This is a genomic window from Yoonia sp. SS1-5, from assembly GCF_038443705.2.
In the GTDB taxonomy this organism is placed as follows: domain Bacteria; phylum Pseudomonadota; class Alphaproteobacteria; order Rhodobacterales; family Rhodobacteraceae; genus Yoonia; species Yoonia rhodophyticola.
Window position 1 is genome coordinate 89750 of record NZ_CP151767.2, and the last position, 22021, is coordinate 111770.

A 22021-nucleotide genomic window follows, 5' to 3' on the forward strand; every position below is an offset into this window, starting at 1 on the left:
TCAGCAGTATGCCAACGATTTTGCAATCTGTATAGCGTGCCGCCTAATGAATTCTGGGGGCAACGCATTCCCGATCATTAAGGCAACTTTGCCGCGACCTTCAGTGAGGTCAAACCGATAGTCAGCAGGAAACGTTTGAAACAATGCCGCTTCACGCAAGCTAATTGCACGATCTTCTTCCGGGTGCAGGTATCGACCCTTTGATGGATTCCCGCAGCCACCTGTCATCGTAGGGGAAATTTTGTCCCAAGACATGCGCCCATAAACATCGCGAAAGCCAGACTTTTTGTTTTTATGACAATCAAGTACCAGATGTTTTGGTAGCGATTTTCTCGATCCTCCGTCCTTCGGTATATTGCGTATGATTTCCTTTACGTGCGGAGCTCTGTTTGGAACATGGTCATGCAGCGGGTCACCTGCCTCACCAACTGGTGCAAGCCGAACGGCATCGAGACATTTCCGAACTGTAATAGTCTCTGACTTTTCAGCACTCTCAACTTGGCCATTTTTGGATGCGAGCAAAATCATTCTGTATCGGCGCTGAGGAACGCCGTATTCTGAAGCATCCTCCACCCTTACGTTCTTGCGCCCCACCTTGTAACCGAGGACCGATATTCTCTTAAGGAAAGTCTTCATGCGGTTATCTTGCGCCAAAGCAGGCACATTCTCCATCATGATGGCTTTGGGTGAAAAAGCCTCAACAATTCGCAGAAACTCAAACAAAAGGTCGTTACGGTCATCTGCGACTGCATTAGACTTCTTGCGCGTTCGTAGCGTTGAAAAGCCCTGACAAGGTGGGCAGCCAGCCAGCAGGTCTAATTCTCCCCGTTTCAGGCCGATGGTCTTCAACAACGCTGCCGCTCCGACTTCACGTATGTCATTTTCAAAGCAATGAACATCAGGGTGGTTAAGCCGATAAGTTGCGGCTGGGATTTTTTCCTTTTCGACACCAGCCAACACGTTGAAGCCCGCCTGTTTCAGTCCCAGCGTCAGTCCGCCAGCGCCAGAAAAGAGGTCTACGGCTGTTAATCTGTTGTCGTGACTTTTGAGGGATTGCCCGCTCATTGTTGTTTTCGCCCGATTCCGCGCCGACTAATGCCGCTTAAGTTACTGGTATTGTTGTATTTTCATTAATTTAAAAGATACTCAAAGCAAAAGATTTTTTCAAGATACTATGATTTTCCTGTTTGGCTGCACCTGATCACCCTGCTGATGCTACAGGAGAAGTCGGTTTTGTCTGCGGCCTGGCGTTCCAACGGCATTGAGACCCACAGTAGCTAACTGGACATTTTATTGCTCAGCGGAGAAGAAAGCAACGTGAGCGTCACCTGCTGTGTCAAGCATGAGCGATGAATGGCGGTTCTGGAGCGCAGCGCCGCAGCATCTTGATCCAGTGGTCAATGTCTGGAATGGGCCGTTCATCAGGGTTGCTAGGGCGGCATCCGGGGGGATGCTGCGTTTGCCCCGACGGCAGCAGAGAGCCCATTTTGACCGATGCTGCAAGAAGAATAAATGTCTGCTCTTGCGCCAGAAATCCATTAGTCCGGTCGTCGGGTGATGGCGTGAGCACGCCATTCTCAGCCATTCAGTGATACGCAACTCTCACTCAGCGCATCAATCATTGCCCTCATGCGCTTGTTGATACGACGCTTGCTGCTGTGAACGACGTAAATGCCGTAGTCGGCGTGTTTGAGATGCGGCAGTACCGGCACCAAGTTACCCTTTTGGACCTCGCTATCGACGACGAACAGTGGCAACCGAATGATCCCGTCATCATTCAAAGAGGCATCAAGCAGAAACGTCCCATAGTTGGATCTCAAGGCGGGGCGAAACTTCACTGTTCTTCGTTTCCCGTCGTTCTCAAAGGCCCACGTCGCACGGCGCTCGGCACCGTAGTGTAAGAGTGGGTGTCCGGTAAGCTCTTCGATGCTCTTCGGCAGCGGGTGGCTTTCCGCGTACTCTTGGCTTGCAAATAGACCGTGCTGCGTGGTGCCAAGCCGGTGGCAGTGTAGCCCCTGCAACTCAGTCGCTGTCACGCGTACGGCGAGGTCGTAATTTTCGCTATCCAGATCAACGGTCCGGTCATCGAAGTCTATGGTCAGGTCGATGTTCGGGTGATCTTGGGCAAATTTGAACAGCGTCGGTTTGAGGTATGCCAGGCCAAACTCACGCGCGATGGTGATGGACAGCGGCCCCTTGAGCGTATGGCCCACTTGCAAGAAGTCGGCGTCCAACTCATCGATTTCGGCCACCATGTGGCTGGCACGTTGGTAAAGCTCTTGCCCGGCGCTCGTGACCTCCCACACTCGGGGTTGGCGGTCGATCAAGCGGACAGAGTAGCGGTCTTCAAGTTGGGCCAACCTGCGACTTACGGCTGATTTGGCGATGTTCATCTCTTCCGCCGCACGGGCGATCCCGCCGCTGTCCACGACTTTCACGAAAAGGCGGAGGTCTTCGATCTGGCCCATGGTTGAGTTTCCGTTCGCTAACATGTGTGTGCCTTCGGCCGGAAGGTTCTGTTTAATACTACGGGCCAGCCAAAACAGGAAGCTTGTCAGCGTTCTCATTTTGCGGCCCTTGGGGTCACTTTTTTCTGGCTAGAGAGATTTTTGGCACCTCGTAGTTTGCGATCAATCTATTCGCAAAAACGGAGATCCTCATGAAACTGACAAAATCCATTTTGACCGCGAGCGCTTTGGCGCTGGCCGCGGGCGGTGCAGTTCAAGCACAATCCCTGTCTTCGGCAGGCGCGCTGGCATTTGATGATGCCGACACCCTTTTTGTGGGCGATGCGAAAGCAGGACTTGTCCATGCCTTTGATCTTGGTGACGCTCTTGCCGATCAATCTGGCTATCAACTTGGCCGCGCTCAGACCTTTGAAGGGCGCACGATCTTCAACAATCTTGATGTGGAGATCGCGGCGATCTTGGGGGTTGAGCCTGAACAGGTCGTGATCAACGACATGGTGGTCCATAAGCCCAGCAAGCAAATTTTCCTATCAGTGCATCGTGGGCATGGGCCAGACGCCGAAGCAGTCATCGTGTCGGTCAACAATGGTGCGCTTGAACTGGTTGATTTGGCTGCCGCTGATCATTCCTCGATGTCTGTCGGGCCTGTGCCAACCTCTGCCACGCTCGAATTCGGGCAGCCGCTCAATACGCGGGCAATCACGGACATCGATTACTACCAAGGCGAATTGCTGGTGGCTGGTGTGTCGAACGAAGAGTTCAGTTCCAAGCTGCGACGGATGCCATTCCCGTTCACCGACGAGATGAGTACATCCTCCATCGAGATTTGGCATGCTGTTCACGCGCAGTACGAGACCCGCGCGCCGATCATCACGCAGACAGTGGCCGAGTTGGACGGTGTTGCGACCTTGATCGCGATCTACGCTTGTACGCCTATCGTGAAGATCCCGTTGTCTGAATTGACGGATGGTGCCGAAGTGAAAGGCACGATGATCGGAGAGATGGGCTTTGGCAACACGCCACTGGATATCGTTCCTTACGTGAATGCATGGGACGGCAGCAGCAATGTTGTGGTGACCAACACCAACCGGTCGGCAGCATCACTGAGCATTGCAGGTCTGACCGCCGCCGAAGCGATGCCAGAGGGTGAAGGTGTCCAGCCCGTATTCTCTGTCGCGGGTGTTGATCAGTTTCCGCTGCCGATGAGTGGGACGCTGCATCTGGATACCTTGGACGAGAACTACGCCGTGGTCGTACGCACCAGTCCCGAGGACCCGCGCAACATCCAGCTTCACACCATTCCTCTGCCGTTCTTCTTTGATCGGGCGGATCACGTCGTGGAAATGAACTTTGAAGGCAGCCCTGATCCATTCGGATACAAAGCAGCGCCTCCGCTTGAGTTCAACTAATGCGTATGGTGAGACACTTGGTGCGGCAGGCTTGGCTTGCCGCACTCATTGCGCTGCCTCTGCCAGCTTTGGCAGAGGTTGCAGCACGCATTGATCCGGTGTCCGGGGCCGTCATGGTGACAGGCCTTGAGGGTGCAGATCGCGCCGCGTTGCTGGCACATCCTGAGCTGCTGCGCCTGCAAGTCGCGCGCTTGAACAGTACGCGCGGCATGCCGGTTATCCTTCAGGATCACGGTGCGGTTCTAAGCATTCAGCCGGGTTTCAATCTTAAACCTGGGACGGCATATGTGCTCGACTTGAATGGTACGGTGTTAGAAATCTTGCCCCCTGCAGCAGAGGCTACGGTCCCACGTTTGGTTGGCTTCGCCCCGTCTCAGGCGGTTATTCCGGCCAATACGTTGCGGCTTTACTTGCATTTCTCGGAACCAATGGCGCGCGGGCAACTCCGCGACTCTGTGGCCTTGCTTGGCCGGGATGGCACAGCGGTACCAAGCCCGTTCCTAAACCTTGAAGCGGAACTTTGGGACCCCTCCCAAACCCGTGCGACGCTGCTGCTGGATCCTGGACGGATCAAGCAAGACGTGGGCCCAAATACGCAAGCTGGCGCACCCTTGATGACCGGCGAAACCTATCGGCTTGTCGTCTCAGACGCGATGCAAAGTGCGGCGGGTGCCCCGCTTGGGCAAGAGGCCTCGGTGACCTTTCGGGTCGGTGACGCAGAACGGCGCGCGCTTGAACCTGATGACTGGCAAATCCTTCTACCGCCAGCGGGCAGCTACGCACCAATGACTGTTGCCTTTGACCGGATCATCGACAGCGGAGCCGTCTTGCGGTTGCTCACCATAGAGGACCCGCATGGGGACCCCATTCGCGGTCAGATCGAAACCGACGGCGGTGGGTGGAGCTTGATCCCGAACCAACCGTGGCAGGGGGGAACGTACAAGCTGATCGTCGATCCTGAGCTCGAGGATGTTTCCGGCAATACGATTGGGGCGGCTTTTGACGCGGTGGCTGGCACCATCGGGAGCAAACAAGAGCCGATCACCCTTACTTTCAACATCACGCAATAGGCACGTAGGAGGCATATCATGGGATTGCTGCAGAACGGCCAGTGGGTCGACAAATGGTACGATACGAAGTCAACAGACGGACGCTATGTGCGCAAGCCGTCCGCCTTTCGTAACTGGGTCACCGCCGATGGCAGCGCAGGACCGTCCGGAGTGAGCGGTTTCAAGGCGGAAGCCGGGCGCTATCATCTATATGTATCGCTGGCCTGTCCTTGGGCGCATCGCACCTTGATCTTCCGGGCGCTGAAGGGTCTTGAAGACATGATCGATATCTCGATTGTGCATTGGTTCATGGGACCAGATGGCTGGACCTTTACACCCGGCGATGGATCAACGACGGACCCGATCAACAATGCCGCGTTTTTGCATCAGGTCTACACAGCAGCAAAACCTGACTTCACGGGGCGGGTGACCGTGCCGGTCCTGTGGGACAAACAACAAGGCACAATCGTCTCAAATGAGTCCGCTGATATTATCCGCATGTTCAATACAGCCTTCGACGATGTTGGTGCGGCCCCTGGAGACTATTACCCAGAAGTCGAACGTCCAGAGATCGACGCTCTCAACACGCGCATTTATGATACGGTCAACAACGGGGTCTAAGGCAGGTTTTGCGACGACACAAGCGGCCTATGAGGACGCATTTGATCCTCTGTTTGAAACACTCAATTGGTTAGAAAACCGTTTGTCCGAACGTCGGTATCTGATGGGGGATCACCTGACTGAGGCGGATTGGCGCTTGTTCACGACGCTGCTGCGATTTGATCCGGTCTATGTCGGGCACTTCAAATGCAATCTCCGTCGCATCGCCGACTATCCAAACCTCTCGGGATATGTCCGCGATCTGTACCAACACCCGGGCGTCGCCGCGACCGTCGACATCGCTTACATCAAAAACCACTACTACGGCAGCCATGACACGGTGAACCCGACCCGCGTTGTCCCGAAAGGGCCGGTTGTTGACTATGCCGCTCCACACAAGCGCGCCGCACTGAACAAGAAAGCTTAACATGACCAAATCTGTTCCCATCATCGCCGCCAAGGCCCCTGCAAAAGTCGATCTGGAGGCTGGCAAAGACTATTTCTGGTGCCGCTGTGGAAGATCAAAGAGTCAGCCGTTTTGCGACGGATCCCACGCGGGGACCGGGATAGAGCCGCTGAAATTTAACGCTGACAAGGATGGCACTGCGGCCGTGTGCCAATGTAAATCCAGCGCCAATGCGCCGTTTTGCGATGGATCGCATACCCGCCTTGGCGAGGCCGCAGTAGGGGATGCTGCCCCTGCACCGAAGTCCGATATCCCACAGGCGACGCCAACCCCCGAAGAACCCACCGTGGCGCGCATCCATGCGCTGGCGAAAGACGGGCTGTCCAAGCTGGGCCACCATGGCGAAATGGGCGCAATGGGCGTGCCGCGCAAGGACCTGCCCCATTGGGACGACATTCAGGTTTTGCCTGCGCAGATGGCGCGCAAACCACTTCTGGATGACGCGCCAGTGGCGACATCAGTCATCATCGGTCCGCGCGCAGCCAAGCCTTTGCAGCTCGATATCCCGCTTTTTGTCTCCGACATGAGCTATGGCGCGCTGTCTGAGGAAGCCAAAACCGCTTTGTCCCGTGGGGCGCAGATGGCAGGAACAGGGATTTGTTCGGGCGAAGGCGGGATGCTGCCCGAAGAGCAGGCTGAGAATAGCCGCTATTTCTATGAGCTTGCCTCTGCTGGCTTTGGGTGGTCGCTCGATCATGTCGAAAAGGTTCAGGCTTTCCACTTCAAGGGCGGCCAAGGGGCGAAAACCGGAACTGGTGGGCATCTGCCCGGCGATAAGGTGCAAGGTAAAATCGCAGAGGTGCGCGGGCTGGAGCCAGGGCAATCTGCGATCTCGCCTTCGACCTTTCCGGACCTGCACACGCCGGAGGACTTTAAACGCATCGCGGATCAGGTGCGGGAGCGCTCCGGCGGCATTCCGATTGGGTTCAAACTGTCCGCGAACCACATTGAGGATGACATCGACTTCGCGTTGGAGGCCAGTGCGGACTACATCATTCTGGATGGACGCGGCGGGGGCACAGGGGCGGCCCCGCTCATTTTCCGCGACCATATCTCAGTGCCGACGATCCCGGCCTTGGCACGGGCGCGCAAGCATTTGGATGCGCGTGCGGGCCGCGAGGTGACGTTGGTGATTACTGGCGGTCTGCGCGTCGCAGAAGACTTCGCCAAGGCGATGGCCTTGGGCGCGGACGCCGTCGCCGTCAGCAACTCTGCCATGCAGGCTGTCGGCTGTATCGCGGCCCGGATGTGCAACTCCAACAACTGCCCTGTCGGCGTGGCCACGCAGAAGCCAGAACTACGCAAACGGCTGGACGTGCAGATCGGTGCGGAACGTTTGTCACGCTATTTTGGGGCAAGTGTGGAACTGATGCAGGTTCTGGCACGCGCCTGTGGCCACGACAGCCTGTCGGGCTTTACCCAGCGCGACATCACATCGTGGAAGCGCGAGGTCGCAGACCTGAGCGGTATTCGCTTTGCGGGCGTGTCCTAGGCGCATAGCCGACCTGTCAAAGTCCCATCTGGTGCATGCCGCATGGCACCCCCAGATGGGATAGGAATGGAGAAATCAAATGCTTGATACCTATACCATCCGCCAAGACGAGATGCCCCAAGAGATGCGGTTTCTTTTGGATCAGTACCCGCGCGATGCCTGGGACGCGCATCCCGGATTTAAGGAGAAAACTCGCCACTGGCTTGGCGCGCATCAGATGTTCCGCCGGGTCTCTGAGAGGGTCCGGCTGGATGCAGAGGCCCTGTTGAACAAGGATATGGCTCTCGACGATTATGCTGGGCGGCTATCTTACTACGGCGGTAATCTGGTCGGGAACTTGCACGGCCATCATGGCTGGCAAGATCACAGTTACTTTCCAGAATTATCCGCCGCCGACCCACGTTTCGATGCGGGATTGGAGGTGTTGGAAAAGGACCATGCCGATCTGGATCGCGTGCTGGATGACTTCACCCGGCAGGCCAACCGAGTCATCAAACTGGCGCATCTGGACGAGACGCAGGCGCGTGAAGAGGCGGCAAACGTACATAAGACCAGCGCGGTGATCGAATCCTTTCTGAAACGCCATCTTGGTGATGAGGAAGAACTGGCGGTGCCAATCATCTTGCATCATCGCCTTAGAGGGTGAAGGGTCGCATATGACCAAAAATAACGCGACTGAAGAAGACCAATCCAAAGCCAAAGAACGCCGCGCTCAAGGTGAATTCGTGCGCGGCCTTAGTGGCTTTCGTCACGCAATCGGCGAGCCGGATTTCCCGCCAGAGCCAGGGCGCTATCACCTGTTCGTGGCGCTGAATTGCCCCTGGTGCCACCGCGTGACCTTGGCGCGTGCTGTGTTGGGCCTTCAGGCCAGCATCACAATGGATGTCGCTTTCCCAAATCGCACAGATGAAGCTGACCCTGTTGGCCCGAACCTGTGGGAGTTTGCACCCGACCGCCTTGCATCGCTTACCGATGCAAGGCTGCCCGAATGCACGCTGGAAACCGGCACGGGCGAAGGGCTGCGTTTGGCGAAAGAAATCTACCAGCGCGAAGGATCGGACGAACAATCGGTTCCGATCCTTTACGACAAAATCGCTGGCTGCATCGTGAATAATGAGAGCGCCGAGATCATTCGGATGCTGGACCAACACGCCGAAGCTCTCGGTGCGGCCGCGCATTGTCCTATCCTCGTGCCGGATGATCTGGCGCAGCAAAAGGAGATCGACGCTCTGAATGGGCGGATCTATGTGACGATCAACAACGGGGCTTACAAGGCTGGCTTCTCATCGGATCAGGCCATTTATGCTGAGGCTTATAAAGCTTACTTCGAAACTCTCGCTTTTCTCGAAGAGCTGTTGTCCGATGGTCGTGCGTTTCTGACTGGTGAGGCCTTCACCGAGGTCGATCTGCGGCTTTTCCCGACGCTATACCGGCACGATCCTGTGTGTTACCTCCGCATGAAGCTGAACGGCGCGCGAATACTGGATTACCCGCATTTGTGGCGGTGGCTGTGTCGGGTTTATGCACTTGATGGTGTCGCTGATGCCGGGTCTTTGGTCCATTGCCGTCAGGGCTATTTTGGGCGGTCATGGAATGGCGTGGTGCCGTTGGGACCACAAATGCCGATGAGTTATCCTGAAGCGTATCGGCATCCAGACTTGGGTTGCAAAATCTGATCTGCGTCTCCGTAAATCGATCTCAAAAGCAATATGCAAACGCAAAAGCAGCCATTGGCGCAAGTGCAGCGAAAGGTCACTTTGTCCGCATTATGTGAGTTCGGCCCCATCAATATTTTGCGGGTGCAGCGAAAGTCGGCAATGTGGGCTGCCACCGCAGCATCTCGACCAGTTGGTCAACGGCCGCAATGGGCCGTCCTCTCGAACGGCCCTTAGTTTAGATTTCAATAGCTTCGGCAATGGCCAAGGCATCCTCAAGTTCCACACCAAGGTATCGCACCGTGCTGTCCATTTTTGTGTGACCGAGGAGGAGTTGAACCGCTCTGAGGTTGCCTGTCTTCTTGTAGATCTGGGTTACCTTTGTCCGCCTCATGGAATGTGTCCCGTAGGCACTTGCTTCAAGACCAATCGAAGTCACCCAATCTCGGACGATCCGCGCATACTGTCGCGTCGAGATGTGGAGGCGTTCGTGAAACCGACCAGCCAAAGAAACTCTGAGCCGACCATAAGCTCATCTTCCATCCACTTCTCGACCGAAGCTCGCGTGCCCCCGGAAATCTCAAATCTCACCGGTTTCTGGGTTTTGCTTTGCAACACCGGTGCACGTTCTTTGACCTGGCCAGATGCCATGACGTCGACGACCTTCATCTTGACCAAATCGCAACCGCGCAACTTGCTGTCGATCGCCATGTTGAAGAGAGCGAGGTCGCGATGATTTTCTGCCAATTCAAGGCGGACACGGATCGCCCAGACATGCTTGGGTTTTAGAGGTCGTTTCTGACCGACGATGCGACCTTTGTTCCATGCAGGGCGAAGTGCGCGAATGGCTGGTAGGTTTGGTGTTTCCATGACTGATCCTCCGATCCGCCATGCCCTCCCGAAACGACAACCCTTTGTTGACACGGAAGAATAACATAGAACACTAATTCCCGTCTTGGCGCCTAGATGACCAGTCAGAAAGATGAGCCGCTTTGGTTCAAACCATCAGCCAAAGCATCACGACCGCCATTCCGACCATCATCAGGTTTTCGGTGAGGCTCACAAACCCAAGCGGGACGTTTGAATTTCCACCGACGCAGGCGCATTTGAGCTCACGTTTATCGATGTAGACGGCCTTAAAGACGCTTACGGCTCCAATGCTAGCAACGAAAAGTGCCGCGGGAGCTGACACCCAAGTCAGGATCATGCCGGTCATTAGAATGCCCGCGCCTGTTTCGACGAACGGGTAGATATAGGCGTAAGGCACCCATTTCCGCGCAAGAAGGTCGTAGTTAAGGAACATTGTGGAGAAGCCCTCGACATCGCGCAATTTCTGCATGCCGAGGAGGATCATCGACACCGAGATGAACCACCCAAAGGTCTGCCATGTGATTGTTCCGAGGAACCCAATGGAGAGGGCGATCGCGGTGAGCGCCGCCACGGCAAAAAGATAGAGCACTGGTCGATAGGTGGTCGCCTTTGGGTCCCAGCCGGTCAGTTTTTCACGCAGGTCCGTATAGCCACCAACGCGTTCGCCTTCGATCCACGCTTGGGGTGTTGTTTTGACGTCGTGCTCGGCTTTGAAGGCATCAACTTCGGCGCGTGTTCGGAAAAGCCTGTCATCGACCTCATATCCCTGACGCCTCAGAAGCCAGCGAGCCTTTTGCCCGGATGGGCACAGATGATCTGGCAAGGCCATTCGGTAAAGCACAGCCGTCTTGCCCACCGCTACTTCGGCCGGATTTGTATCAATGTCGGCGACGTCGCGCGTGTCCTTGGGCATTGGTTTTTCCTTTTCGATACGCTTGCTTTGGGGGCTGTGCTTGCGTGAGCACTGCTCGATTCTATATACCCCCCTAGGGTATATAATCAAGGCTCTGGACTGAAATCTGTACTCACTCGACTTTTTCACCGGCGTCATGCGAAAAGAGACCATGTACGAAAACCGCGAAGCCACTTTGAAACGTCTGAAACGCCTGGAAGGCCAGGTCCGAGGGATCGCCCGGATGGTGGAAGAAGACCGCTATTGCGTTGATGTCCTGACGCAGATCGCGGCAGTACGGGCCGCGCTGAAAGGCGTCGAAAAGCTCGTGATTGATGATCACGCGTCACATTGTATCGAGGATGCACTTGCCTCAGGTGATCGGGATGACCAGCGGGCGAAGTTCACTGAGCTCCTTGAACTGCTCGACAAAGCGCGCGGCTAAGTCTTCAAAGATTGACTGGTGGCGTCGTGACGCTTGTGAGTGTCGCCGTTGCCAACAGGATCAGGACCACAGCCAGCATTTCTATTGAAATAGACCGCCTCAGGGCATGTGCTGCACTGGGTATCTCAGCACGCAAAGCCGGGACCAACCTCAACTTATTGAAAGCTGCAAAGCCCAGGAGCATCGCAACAATCGCGACTTTTAGCAAAAGTCCCAAACCATAGGCTGTTCCAAACAAGGCAGTGACGGAGCCTGCAAGGAGCCAAGCGAGCGCCGTGCCTGCAAAGATCAGGAGGGCCACTCCGAAAGCGGCGACATTGCCAAAGTAGTGCAGAATGTCGGCACCAGCAGGGGTGAGCGCCGCCCGCCGCAATGGCACAAGCGCACCAACCCAGAAAGCAGCGGCTAGAAGATGCAGCACCAACAAGACGGCCAGAACCGCTCTGGGCTCCCCAAGAGCGTGGCCCTCCTGAGCATAGGATATCGCTACGGCAAAGGTCCCTGCCAGAGCGATCCATTGTCCGAAACGAGGGATCAAAAGTGCTAGTATCGCGACTTCTCCTAAACCTCGCCAAATCGCAGCGGTGCCAAGAGGGCTCTCCCATACGAAGCCAAGCATCATTGGGTCGGTCGCGCCGTCAAAGCCCATCCCGGATATCCGGGCAGCACGAATGCCGAACCGGACGGCCAGCACAGCGAGACCGACAAGCGCTGCACCGACAGCGAGCTTCCGTGCCAGTTGGAGTACATACCCCTCAGCACGCTTTGCGAAGACGACCGAAAATAGCACGCCCCCCATCGCGAGCAAAGCCGCGCCATAGCCAATCGCCTTGGCCAAGATGGCCAAAACGACAAGACTGTCGATAGGGGCCAGTCCCGTCACTCAGTGACCGTGAACGAGAAGCTGCCCTGCATCGGATGGCCGTCCGACGCCATTCCGCGCCAGTCGAAGCGATAGCTTCCAGGCGCAAGTTCTTCCGATGGCAAAGCCCGGAACTCCATAGAGGGGTCCATACCTGTCTCGCGTTCGATTTCGATATCGCCATCTGAAGAGGTGAGCGTAACCGAAATGATGCGCATCGGATCATCGAACCGCATGGAAAGCTCTGGCACTTCCGTCACTGTCGCGCCGTCGGCGGGTGTTGTGGCCTCAGACTTCGAATGGGCAAAGGCAAGAGCGGGAGCAACGACAACGGCCAAGCCGAGAAGAGTTTGTTTGATCATTTGAGTTTTCCTCTATTCGGACCGGGCGTTCAGTTCGTCGTGATGCTGACGAAGGTCATCAGGCCAAGTTGACTTGATGAAAGACAGCACCGCAATGATCTCTTCATCGGTGAGCACACCCTCATAGACAGGCATGCCGGATGGTGGCGCGTTCTCCATCAGACCGGCAAGCCCATATTTGGTCAGGGTAAAAAGCGTTTCATCATCATGGTGCCACGTGTGGCCTATTGCATCATGCGGCGGTGCTGGCAGCAATCCATCTTCTCCACGTATCCGCCAGTTTGGCTGCCCCTCTAGCCGCGCACCATGGCAAGCGGCACATTGGTCTGCGTAGATGCCTTGGCCCACGGCGATCACTTCGGCGTCGTCAGGCGTCAAAATACCAACCGTTTGGGAAGGTTGCGCCAGAACAAATGCGGCTGCGAAACCGGCGAGCGTGAGCCCGCCGGTTAGCAAAACGGCTTTCCGACCTACCATCAGGTGTCGAACGGCTGCGCCGTGCCCGCGCGGTAGTATACCGTGCCGGTGCCAGCCTCTCCACCAAATGCAATGACATCGTAGCGGGCGGACGGGTCGTCGCCCATGCCAGGAGAGCCCATCGGCATGCCCGGAACAGCAAGCCCATTGATGTCTGGGCGATCCTGCAAAACGGCTTCCAATGCTTCGAACGGCACATGCCCTTCGAAGACATAACCATCCGCTTCAATGGTGTGACAGGAGGCGAGCTCAAGCGGAATGCCGCGCTCGGACTTTTGCGCCTCGGGATCGGTCAGTTCCTCGACGGTGACGGTGTAACCGCGAGCGCGGGCCAAGTCAGCCCAGGCGTGACAGCATCCGCAGCCCGGTGAGGCGAGAACGCGCATCGGCGTAACTGCACGCGCAGGCAGAGCAGCCATCACAAGAGCAGATGCGGATAGGGTAGTGAAGTGACGACGTGTTATCATGTCTGTCGGTCCTTTGATTAGAAAGTTGAATGGATTGCGGGCACGCGCCCGTTGCCGTTCAGACTTTCGGAGGACCGGTTGGGACAGCCAGCGTCAGGTTTGAAAAATTGCAATCAGCGTACATCAAGCCAATAGCCGCCATGCTAGCGGGATTAACCGGCGAAATGGCCGATGTGGCTGCAAGATCACCGAAACAGGGCATTGATCCCATCCCGCTGGTGGCGTCGCAGCAGTCTGCGAGTGCCTTCTCAGCATCAGCCACTGGATCGCTTTCTGACATTTCGGCGTGGTGGGCGGCGTGATCCGATCCATGGTTCAAGCCGTGCATCACAGACGCGGTGGATGCACCGGCGAATGCAACAACAAGAATGATTGACAGAACCAAGCGAAACATCCCCAATACCTACTGGGGGTATATGGCTTTGACAAGTCACGAGGATGTGTCGCCATAATCGAGCTTAGTTGCACCCGTTATGGCTGCGCCACATTTCTGGATCGTGCCCATCTGGAACAGAGGCGCATGGATCATCAGAATAGCCGCGCAAGACCGAATACTGGCTGACTTGAGCATCGGTCAGCAATGGCAAAGTCAAAAGATGTGCATTCAGATGGACGAGGCGGAGAGCTGCCCGCGCTTTACCTGCTTCGGCCACCAGCCGTTCGAGCGCTTCCGCATTAGGTGCACCTTGTTGAAAAGCTTCGTCCAACGCTCGTTCTGCCGCGACGAACCGCTCCCCGGCAGTTATGGCGTCTGCTTGCATCTGCGCTCGGATCGCTTCGATGTTGTCACGCTGTTGCTCAGTCAGAGCGATCTCTTCGGCAAGCTCAAGCAGATGCGTCGGCCCCGGCACACCATTGAGTTCGGCAGCACGCGCAAGCCCCCATCCGCCGCCACGTGCGATTTCCTCTAAGTCTTGCTCCGAAAGAGACTTGATTAAGCGTGTTTCCTCACCCGCGTAAGCTGACGGCGATGTGCTATGGTTTTCATCGTGTGTTTGGGCAAAGACTGCGGTGGGGATGAGAACCATCAACATTGCGACGTGTTTTGTTTCCATGAGTGAAGTCCTTGATTGATCCGGGATTGGCCCGAAGTTGTTGCACAATCTGCGCCTCCAAGGGCATGATAGAAATCATGTCGGATCATTGGCTCAACTGTTTTGATGGCGCGCCAGAACGCACGCTGGACGAAGGCGAAACGCTTTTTCGTCGGGACGATGAAGTTGAATGGGCCTTCTTGGTCCGTGAAGGGCAGATTTCCCTTAGGCGTGCGCTGCAAGACGGCGGGCTCTTGACCCTGCACACGGCCGAGGCAACAGAACTAGTTGCCGAAGCATCCCTCTTTGCGGATCGCTATCATTGCGATGCTGTCACCGAAATGCCGACAAAGGTCTCTCTGATTTCAAAGACCGAGTTGAAGGCGAGCCTTGAGAACTCTGCCACATCAAAGCGACTTTCGGTCAAAGCCTTTGAACGTACCGCGAGAGAGCTGCAGAACCTCCGGACCCGCATTGAGATCATGCGTTTGCGGAAGGTGGCAGATCGCCTTGATGCCTATCTCGAGCTTTACGGTCCGCCGGAATTAGGCGGGTGGGTGCGTGTCGCTGATTGGATCGGAGTGTCGCCTCCAGCGCTCTATCGAGAGCTAGCGGAACGGCGGACGAACAAACCTGATCTCATTTGATTGACTAGCAGGAAGCTGGAAATTTCTAGTGTCCGCTTTCGGGAAGCCGCACCGCAGCATCAGTTGCCAAGACGAGTGTCTGGTTTGGGCCGCGCGCGACGGCTCGGTTGGATTCAACCGCTTAGAGGTAGAGGCCAGACCCACATAAGCACAAGTTTTTGTGTGTGTAGCTTGAATGCTACGCGGCAACTTGCATCAAGCGAACTGAACTCTGCTAAACGCCTCTGTCTGAGCGGCGTTTCCGAGGGAACTGGCCATTCCGGACCAATTTAAGTGCGTGGTCCCGTTTCGTGACTTCGGCCAACCAAGTCCAACCAGCGTATTTGTCGCCAGTCTGACGTAGATGTGTATAGCGCTTCAGCGAAGTCCAAGACCGATGGCCTGAGTTGGCGGCAACGTACGGAATATTGAGGCCGAACTCGAACAGGCGTGAAACACCGTCATGCCGCAGATCGTGAAAGTGAAGTCCTTTTATTTCCAAAAACTTGCAAGCTCGCGTGAAAGCGGCGCTGATGGCATCAGTCGAGTATGGGAATATCTCGTCTTTTATCAATGGCATGGCCTCGATGATCGCCAGAGCCTGTTCCTGCAGGTCACACCAGACATCGTTGCCGATTTTTTCGCCGGGGTTCTTCATGTCCCGGACCAATATGCGTTTGCCTTCCACGTCGAGGTCCTTCCAACGGATACGGACGATCTCTTCCTGCCGTCGGGTCGAAAAGATAGCGAAGGCGATGATCCTATGCATGGGGATGGAGGTGGGGCGACGTCGTGAGCGGTCGAGGAAGTGCTGCATGAGTCGATCTAGTTCATCGAGCGTGGGACGCCGATCACGTTCGCGGCTCTTGCCGGTGATACCCAGTTTGTCAGCCACTTTCCGGGCGTCTTTCATAGCCTGCGCGCTTAGTGGAAAACCCCATGCGGGTCGGGCGATGGAGAACACTGCACCGAGATGCGAAAGGTAGTTGGTCACGGTCTGAGGCTGGACGCCGGTGTTTAGTTTCTCCTGTGCAAATTCGACGATGTCAGCGCTGGTTATCGCGTCACAGTGTTTGTCCGCGATATCAAACGTCTTGATGCTCTTGAGAAGCTGTGTCTTGGTTCGACCGATCTGCTTGTTGCTCTCTTGGACATACCTGTCGATGGCATCGCTCAAGGTCGGTGTCTTCTTACTTTTCGGTTGAGATTTGAGCGTATCAGGGGCACCGGGCCATGCTAGGTTTTATTCGCGGTTTTCAATCCACGCCGCAGCGGTTGACCTGCGCTCGAATGTCTGAACTTTCGCGAAGTAAGACTTTACCTTGCCGCATCACAGAGATTTGAGGGAGCCAAGCTACGTGCCATTCTTGCGACGACGCTTTATGATGGTCCCCATGATTTACAACATGGCCTTTCATTTACAACGCATGTCGTAAATGTAGCAAATAATGGGCCTAAATGGCAAGATATCGAACATAGACGAACCTGAAAATGCGGAGCTAAGTATTGGAAAACGCGGTAAAATCGCAGATTGATATAAGCAGCAGATTATCCGTGGCTCCGATGATGGATTGGACGGACCGTCATTGCCGTTATCTGCATCGCCTGATGTCGCAAGACGTGTTGCTGTATACCGAGATGGTGACGGCGCCCGCTATTCTTCATGGCGATCGCGACAGGCTGTTGGGGTTTGACGCGGCAGAGCAGCCTGTGGCGTTGCAACTTGGCGGCTCGGACCCCGCGGAACTGGCGCAGGCGGCAAGGATTGCGGCCGCATATGGGTATCGCGAAATCAACCTGAATTGCGGCTGCCCCTCCGACCGGGTGCAATCGGGGCGTTTTGGGGCTGTCTTAATGGAAGACCCCGCGCTTGTGGCCGCCTGTTGTGCCGCGATGATTGATGCTGTGGACATCCCCGTCACAGTCAAATGCCGGATCGGTGTGGATGATCAGGCGCCGGATGTCATTCTGCCCACCTTTCTGGACGCGGTCAGTGCCGCAGGCGTCGACCGGTTTGCAATCCATGCCCGCAAAGCATGGCTGCAGGGGCTGTCTCCAAAGGAAAACCGCGATATCCCGCCGCTGGATTACGACCTTGTCTTTGCAATGAAGGCTGCGTTTCCGCATCTGCATCTGTCGGTCAATGGGGGGATCGGATCCCTTGATGAGGCAGAGGCGTTTCGGGATCGCGGCATGGATGGGGTGATGATCGGGCGCGCGGCTTATCACACACCTGCAGATATCCTGCTTGATGCGGATCGGCGGATCTTTGGCAAGAGCCAGGGCAGAACCGTTGAAGAGGTGGTGGCGCTGATGTTGCCCTATATCAACGCGCATCTGAACGCCGGCGGCCGCCTGCACCAGATCACGCGGCATATGCTGGGTCTGTTCCAGGGGCGGCCGGGTGCGCGCGCATGGCGCAGGCATCTGTCAACCCATGCCCATCGCGATGGTGCGGGAACCGAGGTTGTTGAAACCGCGCTCTTGCAAGTTACCTCGCTCGCGGCATAAGCGACGTTGATGGAAGATATGTCACTCCTTGTCGGTCTTGCGGCGCTTGTCATGGTGATTGGTGCCATTGCGGGTGTGCTGGCGGGCCTGTTGGGGATCGGGGGCGGCATCGTTCTGGTGCCTGCCTTCTACTACACATTTGCGGCCCTTGGTTTTGACTCTGCGCAATTGATGCAAATCTGTCTGGGCACATCGCTTGCGACGATCATTGTCACATCCATCCGCTCTGCCTTGGCGCATAACAAGAAGGGGGCGGTGGACTGGGACATCCTCAAGACCTGGATGCCCGGTATTGTGATAGGCGCTGCCATCGGTGTGTGGATCGCGGCGGCCCTCAGGTCAGAGGCGCTGCAGATTATTTTTGCGGCCCTTGCAATGATTGTCGGGCTTTACATGAGCTTTGGCAAAAGCGGCTGGCGACTTGGGGCGACGATGCCCAGCGGGGCGATCCGGGCGGTGCTGTCACCTGCATTGGGTTTTCTGTCAGTGCTGATGGGGATTGGTGGCGGGTCGTTTGGCGTCCCCTTGATGTCGCTGTTCAATGTTGCCATTCACCGGGCCGTGGCGACGGCTGCAGGATTTGGGGTGATTATCGCCGTTCCGTCTGTGGTTGGTTTTCTGCTGTTGGATGTGGCCCACGCGCCGCCGCTGACAATCGGGGCCGTCAATCTGGTTGCGTTTGGGCTGGTGGTTGCGATGACATTGATCACAGCCCCATGGGGGGCCGCACTTGCGCATCGGATGGATCCCGGCCCGCTTAAGAAAGTGTTCGGGGTGTTTCTTGCTCTTGTGGCGCTGAACATGGCTCGCAAGGCGATGGGGTGGTAGTTGACGCCTAGTCCACTTTCACTTTGCTGCGTAATGCATTGTAATCCGACAAAGACTTCCCGATTTCATCGACGAACAAGCTGGGCAGGACCCGCAATTCGGTAATCTGATCCACGCGCAGATCGTCAAACGCTTTTTTGGTTTCGCACCAGGCCACACAGGTCCACAGGCGGCCCCAGTAATCCAGTTGCAAAGGGCGCAGGGTACGGGTCTGATCCTGAATTGTGACCGACAGCTTTTGTCGGGTCCGAATGGCCTGCCGGATACTTGGCAGATGCTGAAAGCTGCGCGCGGCATCGGCAAAGGGATAGATCGCAAATCCGTAGCCGGCGGGTGCCCGGCTGCGATCCTCGGGCATGACGGCGTCCAGCTTGGCAGATAATGCGGCCGCGGCGGCGGATAATTCGGCATCTGCGGATTGACCGACGGCTGACAGGCCCAGATGCAAGGCCTCGACCTCGGTCATGGTCAGGTTCAGCGGGGGCAGGGTGATCGCGGCGATCACGCGGTAGCCGATCCCGCGCTCGCCCTCAATCGGAACGCCCGAAGCCGCAAGCGTTTCCATGTCGCGATAGATCGTGCGCATCGACACGCCCGTGGCAGTGGCCAGATCGGCGGCCTTGTGCAGATTGCCATCGCGCAAAAGCTGGATGAGCTGCATCAGACGGTCGGCACGGCGCATCGGGATCCTTTCGATTCGGGCACAGTATTGTCAATTTTCTGACAACTGACAATTTTATGTCACAAGAATACGAAAACCATTGCAAAAAAGGCTGTCACCCGCCGTCACAGGGGCGTTTTGTGACTTCCCATGGGCCATCTTCGGGCCTATCTGTCATCGTGATATAACGAACCGATAAGCGGCAGCGACCTGCCTGAGGAGTGTATGATGCTGAATAATATTGGCCTTCCCGGTCTTCTACTGATTGCCGTTGTGGTGCTTGTCCTGTTTGGACGTGGCAAGATTTCCGGCCTGATGGGCGAGGTGGGCAAAGGCATCACGGCGTTCAAAAAGGGCGTTGATGATGGCAAGCAGGAAATCGAAGACAGCCTTGCCGATGCCAAGGATGTGACCCCCGAAGACGAAAAAGACAAAGTCTGATCAGACGATAGAGGGGCGCCGCTGATGTTTGGTCTGGGCTGGAGCGAAATGGTGGTGGTCGGTATTGTGGCCCTGATCGTGATCGGGCCCAAGGACCTGCCGGGGTTGTTTCGCACGATGGGCGAGTTTACGGGCAAGGCCCGGGGCATGGCGCGCGAGTTCAGCCGGGCCATGAATGCCGCCGCAGATGAAAGCGGGGTCCGCGATATCTCGTCCAGCCTGAAAGCGGCCGCAAATCCCAAGGCTTTCGGGACAGAAAAGCTCAAGGAAGCCACCGGCATGACCAAAGGCCCCGAGACGCAGGCCCTGACTGAAGAGCGGCAGGCGATGAAAGAAAAGATGAGCGATGCGATGGCCAAGGCCGCAACAGACCGCCAGCAACGCGAAGCGGCGGAGAAGGCCGCAGCCGCCCCGCAGGCAGAGCCGCCCAAAGGTGATACATGAGTGCCGCTGACGAGGTTGACAGCAGTGCTGCGCCGCTGATCGAACATTTGGCCGAATTGCGGACCCGGCTGATCTATTCGGTTGCCGCCTTTCTTGTGGCCATGATTTTTTGCTTTTCCTTTGGCGGTATCCTGTTGGATTTCCTGCTCGGCCCGATTGAGCGGACCATGCGGTCATTGGGAAATCCCAACCCGGTGATGCAGTACACGGCCCCGCAGGAATATTTCTTTACCCTGATCCGGATTTCGGTTGTGGGCGGGTTGACCCTTGGCTTCCCGGTTATCGCCTATCAGCTATGGCGCTTTGTGGCGCCCGGCCTTTACCGCAATGAAAAGCAGGCGTTTTTGCCGTTTATCATCGCCTCGCCTGTTCTGTTCCTGATGGGGGCGGCCTTTGCCCATTATATCGTTGTGCCCCTGGCGATGGCCTTCTTTCTTGGCTTCGCGGACCTTCCGTCATTTGTGACCGCGATCATGGCGGATGCGGTCAGCCTGCCGCCGGGCACCCAGCTTGCACCTGGTGCGGATCTTTTGCCGGGGGCCAATGTCACGGATCTGGCCCTGCCACAGCCCCCGTCTGAAGGGGTCAGCATCGTCTTTAACGGCAAGGTGAACGAGACCCTTGATATCACCTTGAAAATGATCGTGGCCTTTGGGATCTGCTTTCAACTGCCCGTATTGCTGACATTGATGGGCACCGCTGGTCTGGCCAGCTCGCGTGGCCTGCGCGGCACCCGTAAATATGCGGTTGTCGGCATTCTGGTTGTGGCGGCCCTGGTTACCCCGCCAGATGTCACAACACAGCTGATCCTGTTTGTCGTGGTCTACGGGCTGTACGAGATTTCCATTCACCTTGTTGCAGGCGTTGAACGGCGCAAGGACCGGGCTGCCCGCAAGGAAGGCGTGATCGGTGACGGCGAAAGCCTGTTTGACGTGGATGACACAGTTGATGAGGCAGAAGCCGCCGTACCACCGCGCGAAGAGGACCCAACCGCGTGAGCGACAAGATACTGGAACGGATCGCCGAGGCATTGGAACGGGTCAGCCCCCCGCCGACCCCTGCGCCCGATTTCAGTGCCGCAGACGCCTTTGTCTGGCACCCCAATCCCGACCGTCTGGCACCGGTGCAGCGGGTCAACCGGGTTGATGTCGATCTCTTGGTGGGCGTGGACCGGGCGCGGGATACGCTTATTGCCAATACGGTTCAGTTTGCCAAAGGCCTGTCGGCCAACAACGCGCTTTTATGGGGCGCGCGGGGCATGGGGAAATCCAGCCTGGTCAAGGCCGTGCATGGCGCTGTGCATGCCACATACCCCGATCTGAAGATCGTTGAGGTGCAGCGCGAGGATCTACCCAGCATTGGCCGTTGCCTGAACATCCTGCGCGGCGCGCAAGAGCGGTTCATCCTGTTTTGTGATGATCTGTCATTCGGGCATGACGATGCGCATTACAAGTCACTCAAGGCTGTGCTTGATGGCGGGATTGAAGGGCGGCCTGACAATCTGGTGCTTTACGCGACATCCAACAGGCGCCATCTGATGCCTCGTGACATGATTGAAAACGAACGATCATCCGCGATATCGCCGTCCGAAGCTGTCGAAGAAAAGGTATCATTGTCCGACCGGTTTGGTCTGTGGCTTGGGTTCCATCCCTGCGATCAGGATCAATATCTGGCGATGATCCGGGGCTATTGTGACCATCATAATGTCCGGATTGATGATACAACCCTGCGGGCAGAGGCGATTGAGTGGCAAGCCACCCGAGGCAGCCGCTCGGGCAGGGTCGCCTGGCAGTATTTCACGGATCTGGCAGGGCGGCGCGGGGTCACCTTGGAATAAGGCGCGCAACCTTTCATCGCCTGTCGGGCCGGACGCGCTTCGCGCCCTGGCGAACATCACGCCAATCCGCCAATTCATGGGTCCTGACCCTAAGCAGGTTCAGCCCTTGATTGTCAGACCGGGCC

General features: G+C 56.6%; 23 protein-coding genes and 2 pseudogenes. 14 read left to right on the top strand and 11 right to left on the bottom strand.

Features of this window, described 5'->3' with window-relative positions; genetic code table 11:
• A complete protein-coding gene (locus tag AABB31_RS01990; protein WP_342076085.1) occupies nt 1–1065 on the bottom strand; it encodes a DNA cytosine methyltransferase in 1065 nt (354 codons plus the stop codon).
• A gap of 512 nt (nt 1066–1577) precedes the next feature.
• Complete coding sequence (locus AABB31_RS01995; protein WP_342076084.1) at nt 1578–2567, bottom strand: LysR family transcriptional regulator; 990 nt, start codon at nt 2565–2567, stop codon at nt 1578–1580.
• A gap of 92 nt (nt 2568–2659) precedes the next feature.
• Here AABB31_RS01995 and AABB31_RS02000 point away from each other — a divergent pair, with 92 nt between their 5' ends.
• The 6 genes and pseudogenes from AABB31_RS02000 to AABB31_RS02025 all read left to right on the top strand — a co-directional run bounded on the left by AABB31_RS02000 (nt 2660) and on the right by AABB31_RS02025 (nt 9160).
• Nucleotides 2660–3877 carry a hypothetical protein gene (locus AABB31_RS02000; protein WP_342076083.1) on the top strand — a complete coding sequence of 406 codons (1218 nt, stop codon included), beginning with the start codon at nt 2660–2662 and terminating at the stop codon, nt 3875–3877.
• Between the two features lie 20 nt (nt 3878–3897).
• Nucleotides 3898–4947 carry a hypothetical protein gene (locus AABB31_RS02005; protein ID WP_342076082.1) on the top strand — a complete coding sequence of 350 codons (1050 nt, stop codon included), beginning with the start codon at nt 3898–3900 and terminating at the stop codon, nt 4945–4947.
• A gap of 18 nt (nt 4948–4965) precedes the next feature.
• A pseudogene (locus tag AABB31_RS02010) lies at nt 4966–5953 on the top strand (glutathione S-transferase family protein).
• A gap of 1 nt (nt 5954) precedes the next feature.
• Nucleotides 5955–7484, top strand: coding sequence for a glutamate synthase-related protein (locus AABB31_RS02015; RefSeq protein WP_373635350.1), 1530 nt, complete (start codon nt 5955–5957; stop codon nt 7482–7484).
• A gap of 79 nt (nt 7485–7563) precedes the next feature.
• Nucleotides 7564–8130, top strand: a complete 567-nt coding sequence (locus tag AABB31_RS02020) for a hemerythrin domain-containing protein (protein WP_342076079.1) — start codon at nt 7564–7566, stop codon at nt 8128–8130.
• Between the two features lie 10 nt (nt 8131–8140).
• Nucleotides 8141–9160: a glutathione S-transferase C-terminal domain-containing protein gene (locus tag AABB31_RS02025; RefSeq protein ID WP_342076078.1), complete on the top strand. Its 1020-nt coding sequence runs from the start codon at nt 8141–8143 to the stop codon at nt 9158–9160.
• Nucleotides 9161–9377: 217 nt separating this feature from the next.
• Here the strand turns inward: AABB31_RS02025 and AABB31_RS02030 are convergent.
• Both AABB31_RS02030 and AABB31_RS02035 read right to left on the bottom strand, forming a co-directional pair.
• Nucleotides 9378–10009: pseudogene (locus tag AABB31_RS02030) on the bottom strand (tyrosine-type recombinase/integrase).
• A 127-nt stretch (nt 10010–10136) separates the two neighbouring features.
• On the bottom strand, nt 10137–10922 hold the full coding sequence (locus AABB31_RS02035) for a MauE/DoxX family redox-associated membrane protein (protein ID WP_342076077.1): 786 nt from the start codon (nt 10920–10922) through the stop codon (nt 10137–10139).
• Nucleotides 10923–11058: 136 nt separating this feature from the next.
• Between AABB31_RS02035 and AABB31_RS02040 the strand changes: the two genes are divergently transcribed.
• Complete coding sequence (locus AABB31_RS02040) at nt 11059–11346, top strand: metal-sensitive transcriptional regulator (protein WP_373635351.1); 288 nt, start codon at nt 11059–11061, stop codon at nt 11344–11346.
• A 4-nt stretch (nt 11347–11350) separates the two neighbouring features.
• On the opposite strand, the gene AABB31_RS02045 is transcribed toward AABB31_RS02040, so the two are convergent.
• From AABB31_RS02045 to AABB31_RS02065, 5 genes are all read right to left on the bottom strand, one after another.
• Nucleotides 11351–12184, bottom strand: coding sequence for a CopD family protein (locus AABB31_RS02045; protein ID WP_342076075.1), 834 nt, complete (start codon nt 12182–12184; stop codon nt 11351–11353).
• A 41-nt stretch (nt 12185–12225) separates the two neighbouring features.
• Entirely contained in the window at nt 12226–12570 is a 345-nt protein-coding gene (locus AABB31_RS02050; protein ID WP_342076074.1) for a copper resistance protein CopC, read from the bottom strand.
• Between the two features lie 12 nt (nt 12571–12582).
• Complete coding sequence (locus tag AABB31_RS02055; RefSeq protein WP_342076073.1) at nt 12583–12948, bottom strand: cytochrome c; 366 nt, start codon at nt 12946–12948, stop codon at nt 12583–12585.
• Between the two features lie 98 nt (nt 12949–13046).
• On the bottom strand, nt 13047–13514 hold the full coding sequence (locus AABB31_RS02060; protein ID WP_342076072.1) for a DUF411 domain-containing protein: 468 nt from the start codon (nt 13512–13514) through the stop codon (nt 13047–13049).
• A 458-nt stretch (nt 13515–13972) separates the two neighbouring features.
• Nucleotides 13973–14569: a hypothetical protein gene (locus tag AABB31_RS02065; RefSeq protein WP_342076071.1), complete on the bottom strand. Its 597-nt coding sequence runs from the start codon at nt 14567–14569 to the stop codon at nt 13973–13975.
• A 65-nt stretch (nt 14570–14634) separates the two neighbouring features.
• Between AABB31_RS02065 and AABB31_RS02070 the strand changes: the two genes are divergently transcribed.
• The gene (locus AABB31_RS02070) at nt 14635–15195 is read left to right on the top strand and encodes a Crp/Fnr family transcriptional regulator (protein WP_342076070.1); all 561 of its coding nucleotides are present in this window, start codon (nt 14635–14637) and stop codon (nt 15193–15195) included.
• A gap of 214 nt (nt 15196–15409) precedes the next feature.
• On the opposite strand, the gene AABB31_RS02075 is transcribed toward AABB31_RS02070, so the two are convergent.
• Nucleotides 15410–16351: a site-specific integrase gene (locus AABB31_RS02075; protein WP_342076069.1), complete on the bottom strand. Its 942-nt coding sequence runs from the start codon at nt 16349–16351 to the stop codon at nt 15410–15412.
• A gap of 329 nt (nt 16352–16680) precedes the next feature.
• Here AABB31_RS02075 and dusA point away from each other — a divergent pair, with 329 nt between their 5' ends.
• Both dusA and AABB31_RS02085 read left to right on the top strand, forming a co-directional pair.
• Entirely contained in the window at nt 16681–17685 is a 1005-nt protein-coding gene (dusA, locus tag AABB31_RS02080) for a tRNA dihydrouridine(20/20a) synthase DusA (RefSeq protein ID WP_342076068.1), read from the top strand.
• Nucleotides 17686–17694: 9 nt separating this feature from the next.
• The gene (locus AABB31_RS02085; protein WP_342076067.1) at nt 17695–18513 is read left to right on the top strand and encodes a sulfite exporter TauE/SafE family protein; all 819 of its coding nucleotides are present in this window, start codon (nt 17695–17697) and stop codon (nt 18511–18513) included.
• A 7-nt stretch (nt 18514–18520) separates the two neighbouring features.
• On the opposite strand, the gene AABB31_RS02090 is transcribed toward AABB31_RS02085, so the two are convergent.
• Nucleotides 18521–19195: an HTH domain-containing protein gene (locus AABB31_RS02090; RefSeq protein ID WP_342076066.1), complete on the bottom strand. Its 675-nt coding sequence runs from the start codon at nt 19193–19195 to the stop codon at nt 18521–18523.
• Nucleotides 19196–19402: 207 nt separating this feature from the next.
• On the opposite strand from AABB31_RS02090, the gene AABB31_RS02095 reads away from it, so the two are divergent.
• From AABB31_RS02095 to AABB31_RS02110, 4 genes are read left to right on the top strand one after another with little or no spacing between them, the layout of a single operon-like run.
• On the top strand, nt 19403–19615 hold the full coding sequence (locus tag AABB31_RS02095) for a twin-arginine translocase TatA/TatE family subunit (RefSeq protein ID WP_342076065.1): 213 nt from the start codon (nt 19403–19405) through the stop codon (nt 19613–19615).
• 24 nt (nt 19616–19639) lie between these two features.
• On the top strand, nt 19640–20059 hold the full coding sequence (gene tatB, locus AABB31_RS02100) for a Sec-independent protein translocase protein TatB (protein WP_342076064.1): 420 nt from the start codon (nt 19640–19642) through the stop codon (nt 20057–20059).
• Nucleotides 20056–21057, top strand: coding sequence for a twin-arginine translocase subunit TatC (locus tag AABB31_RS02105; RefSeq protein WP_342076063.1), 1002 nt, complete (start codon nt 20056–20058; stop codon nt 21055–21057). The genes tatB and AABB31_RS02105 overlap by 4 nt, the downstream gene beginning before the upstream one ends.
• Nucleotides 21054–21896, top strand: a complete 843-nt coding sequence (locus AABB31_RS02110; RefSeq protein ID WP_373635353.1) for an ATP-binding protein — start codon at nt 21054–21056, stop codon at nt 21894–21896. Before AABB31_RS02105 ends, AABB31_RS02110 begins: the two co-directional genes overlap by 4 nt.
• The last annotated feature ends 125 nt before the right edge of the window (nt 21897–22021 follow it).

Coding starts and splice junctions, on each gene's coding strand:
- AABB31_RS01990 (WP_342076085.1), bottom strand. CDS start 1,065: ATGAGCGGGCAATCCCTCAAAAGTCACGACAACAGATTAACAGCCGTA.
- AABB31_RS01995 (WP_342076084.1), bottom strand. CDS start 2,567: ATGAGAACGCTGACAAGCTTCCTGTTTTGGCTGGCCCGTAGTATTAAA.
- AABB31_RS02000 (WP_342076083.1), top strand. CDS start 2,660: ATGAAACTGACAAAATCCATTTTGACCGCGAGCGCTTTGGCGCTGGCC.
- AABB31_RS02015 (WP_373635350.1), top strand. CDS start 5,955: ATGACCAAATCTGTTCCCATCATCGCCGCCAAGGCCCCTGCAAAAGTC.
- AABB31_RS02020 (WP_342076079.1), top strand. CDS start 7,564: ATGCTTGATACCTATACCATCCGCCAAGACGAGATGCCCCAAGAGATG.
- AABB31_RS02025 (WP_342076078.1), top strand. CDS start 8,141: ATGACCAAAAATAACGCGACTGAAGAAGACCAATCCAAAGCCAAAGAA.
- AABB31_RS02035 (WP_342076077.1), bottom strand. CDS start 10,922: ATGCCCAAGGACACGCGCGACGTCGCCGACATTGATACAAATCCGGCC.
- AABB31_RS02040 (WP_373635351.1), top strand. CDS start 11,059: ATGCGAAAAGAGACCATGTACGAAAACCGCGAAGCCACTTTGAAACGT.
- AABB31_RS02050 (WP_342076074.1), bottom strand. CDS start 12,570: ATGATCAAACAAACTCTTCTCGGCTTGGCCGTTGTCGTTGCTCCCGCT.
- AABB31_RS02060 (WP_342076072.1), bottom strand. CDS start 13,514: ATGATAACACGTCGTCACTTCACTACCCTATCCGCATCTGCTCTTGTG.
- AABB31_RS02065 (WP_342076071.1), bottom strand. CDS start 14,569: ATGGAAACAAAACACGTCGCAATGTTGATGGTTCTCATCCCCACCGCA.
- AABB31_RS02070 (WP_342076070.1), top strand. CDS start 14,635: ATGATAGAAATCATGTCGGATCATTGGCTCAACTGTTTTGATGGCGCG.
- AABB31_RS02085 (WP_342076067.1), top strand. CDS start 17,695: ATGGAAGATATGTCACTCCTTGTCGGTCTTGCGGCGCTTGTCATGGTG.
- AABB31_RS02090 (WP_342076066.1), bottom strand. CDS start 19,195: ATGCGCCGTGCCGACCGTCTGATGCAGCTCATCCAGCTTTTGCGCGAT.
- AABB31_RS02095 (WP_342076065.1), top strand. CDS start 19,403: ATGCTGAATAATATTGGCCTTCCCGGTCTTCTACTGATTGCCGTTGTG.
- tatB (WP_342076064.1), top strand. CDS start 19,640: ATGTTTGGTCTGGGCTGGAGCGAAATGGTGGTGGTCGGTATTGTGGCC.
- AABB31_RS02105 (WP_342076063.1), top strand. CDS start 20,056: ATGAGTGCCGCTGACGAGGTTGACAGCAGTGCTGCGCCGCTGATCGAA.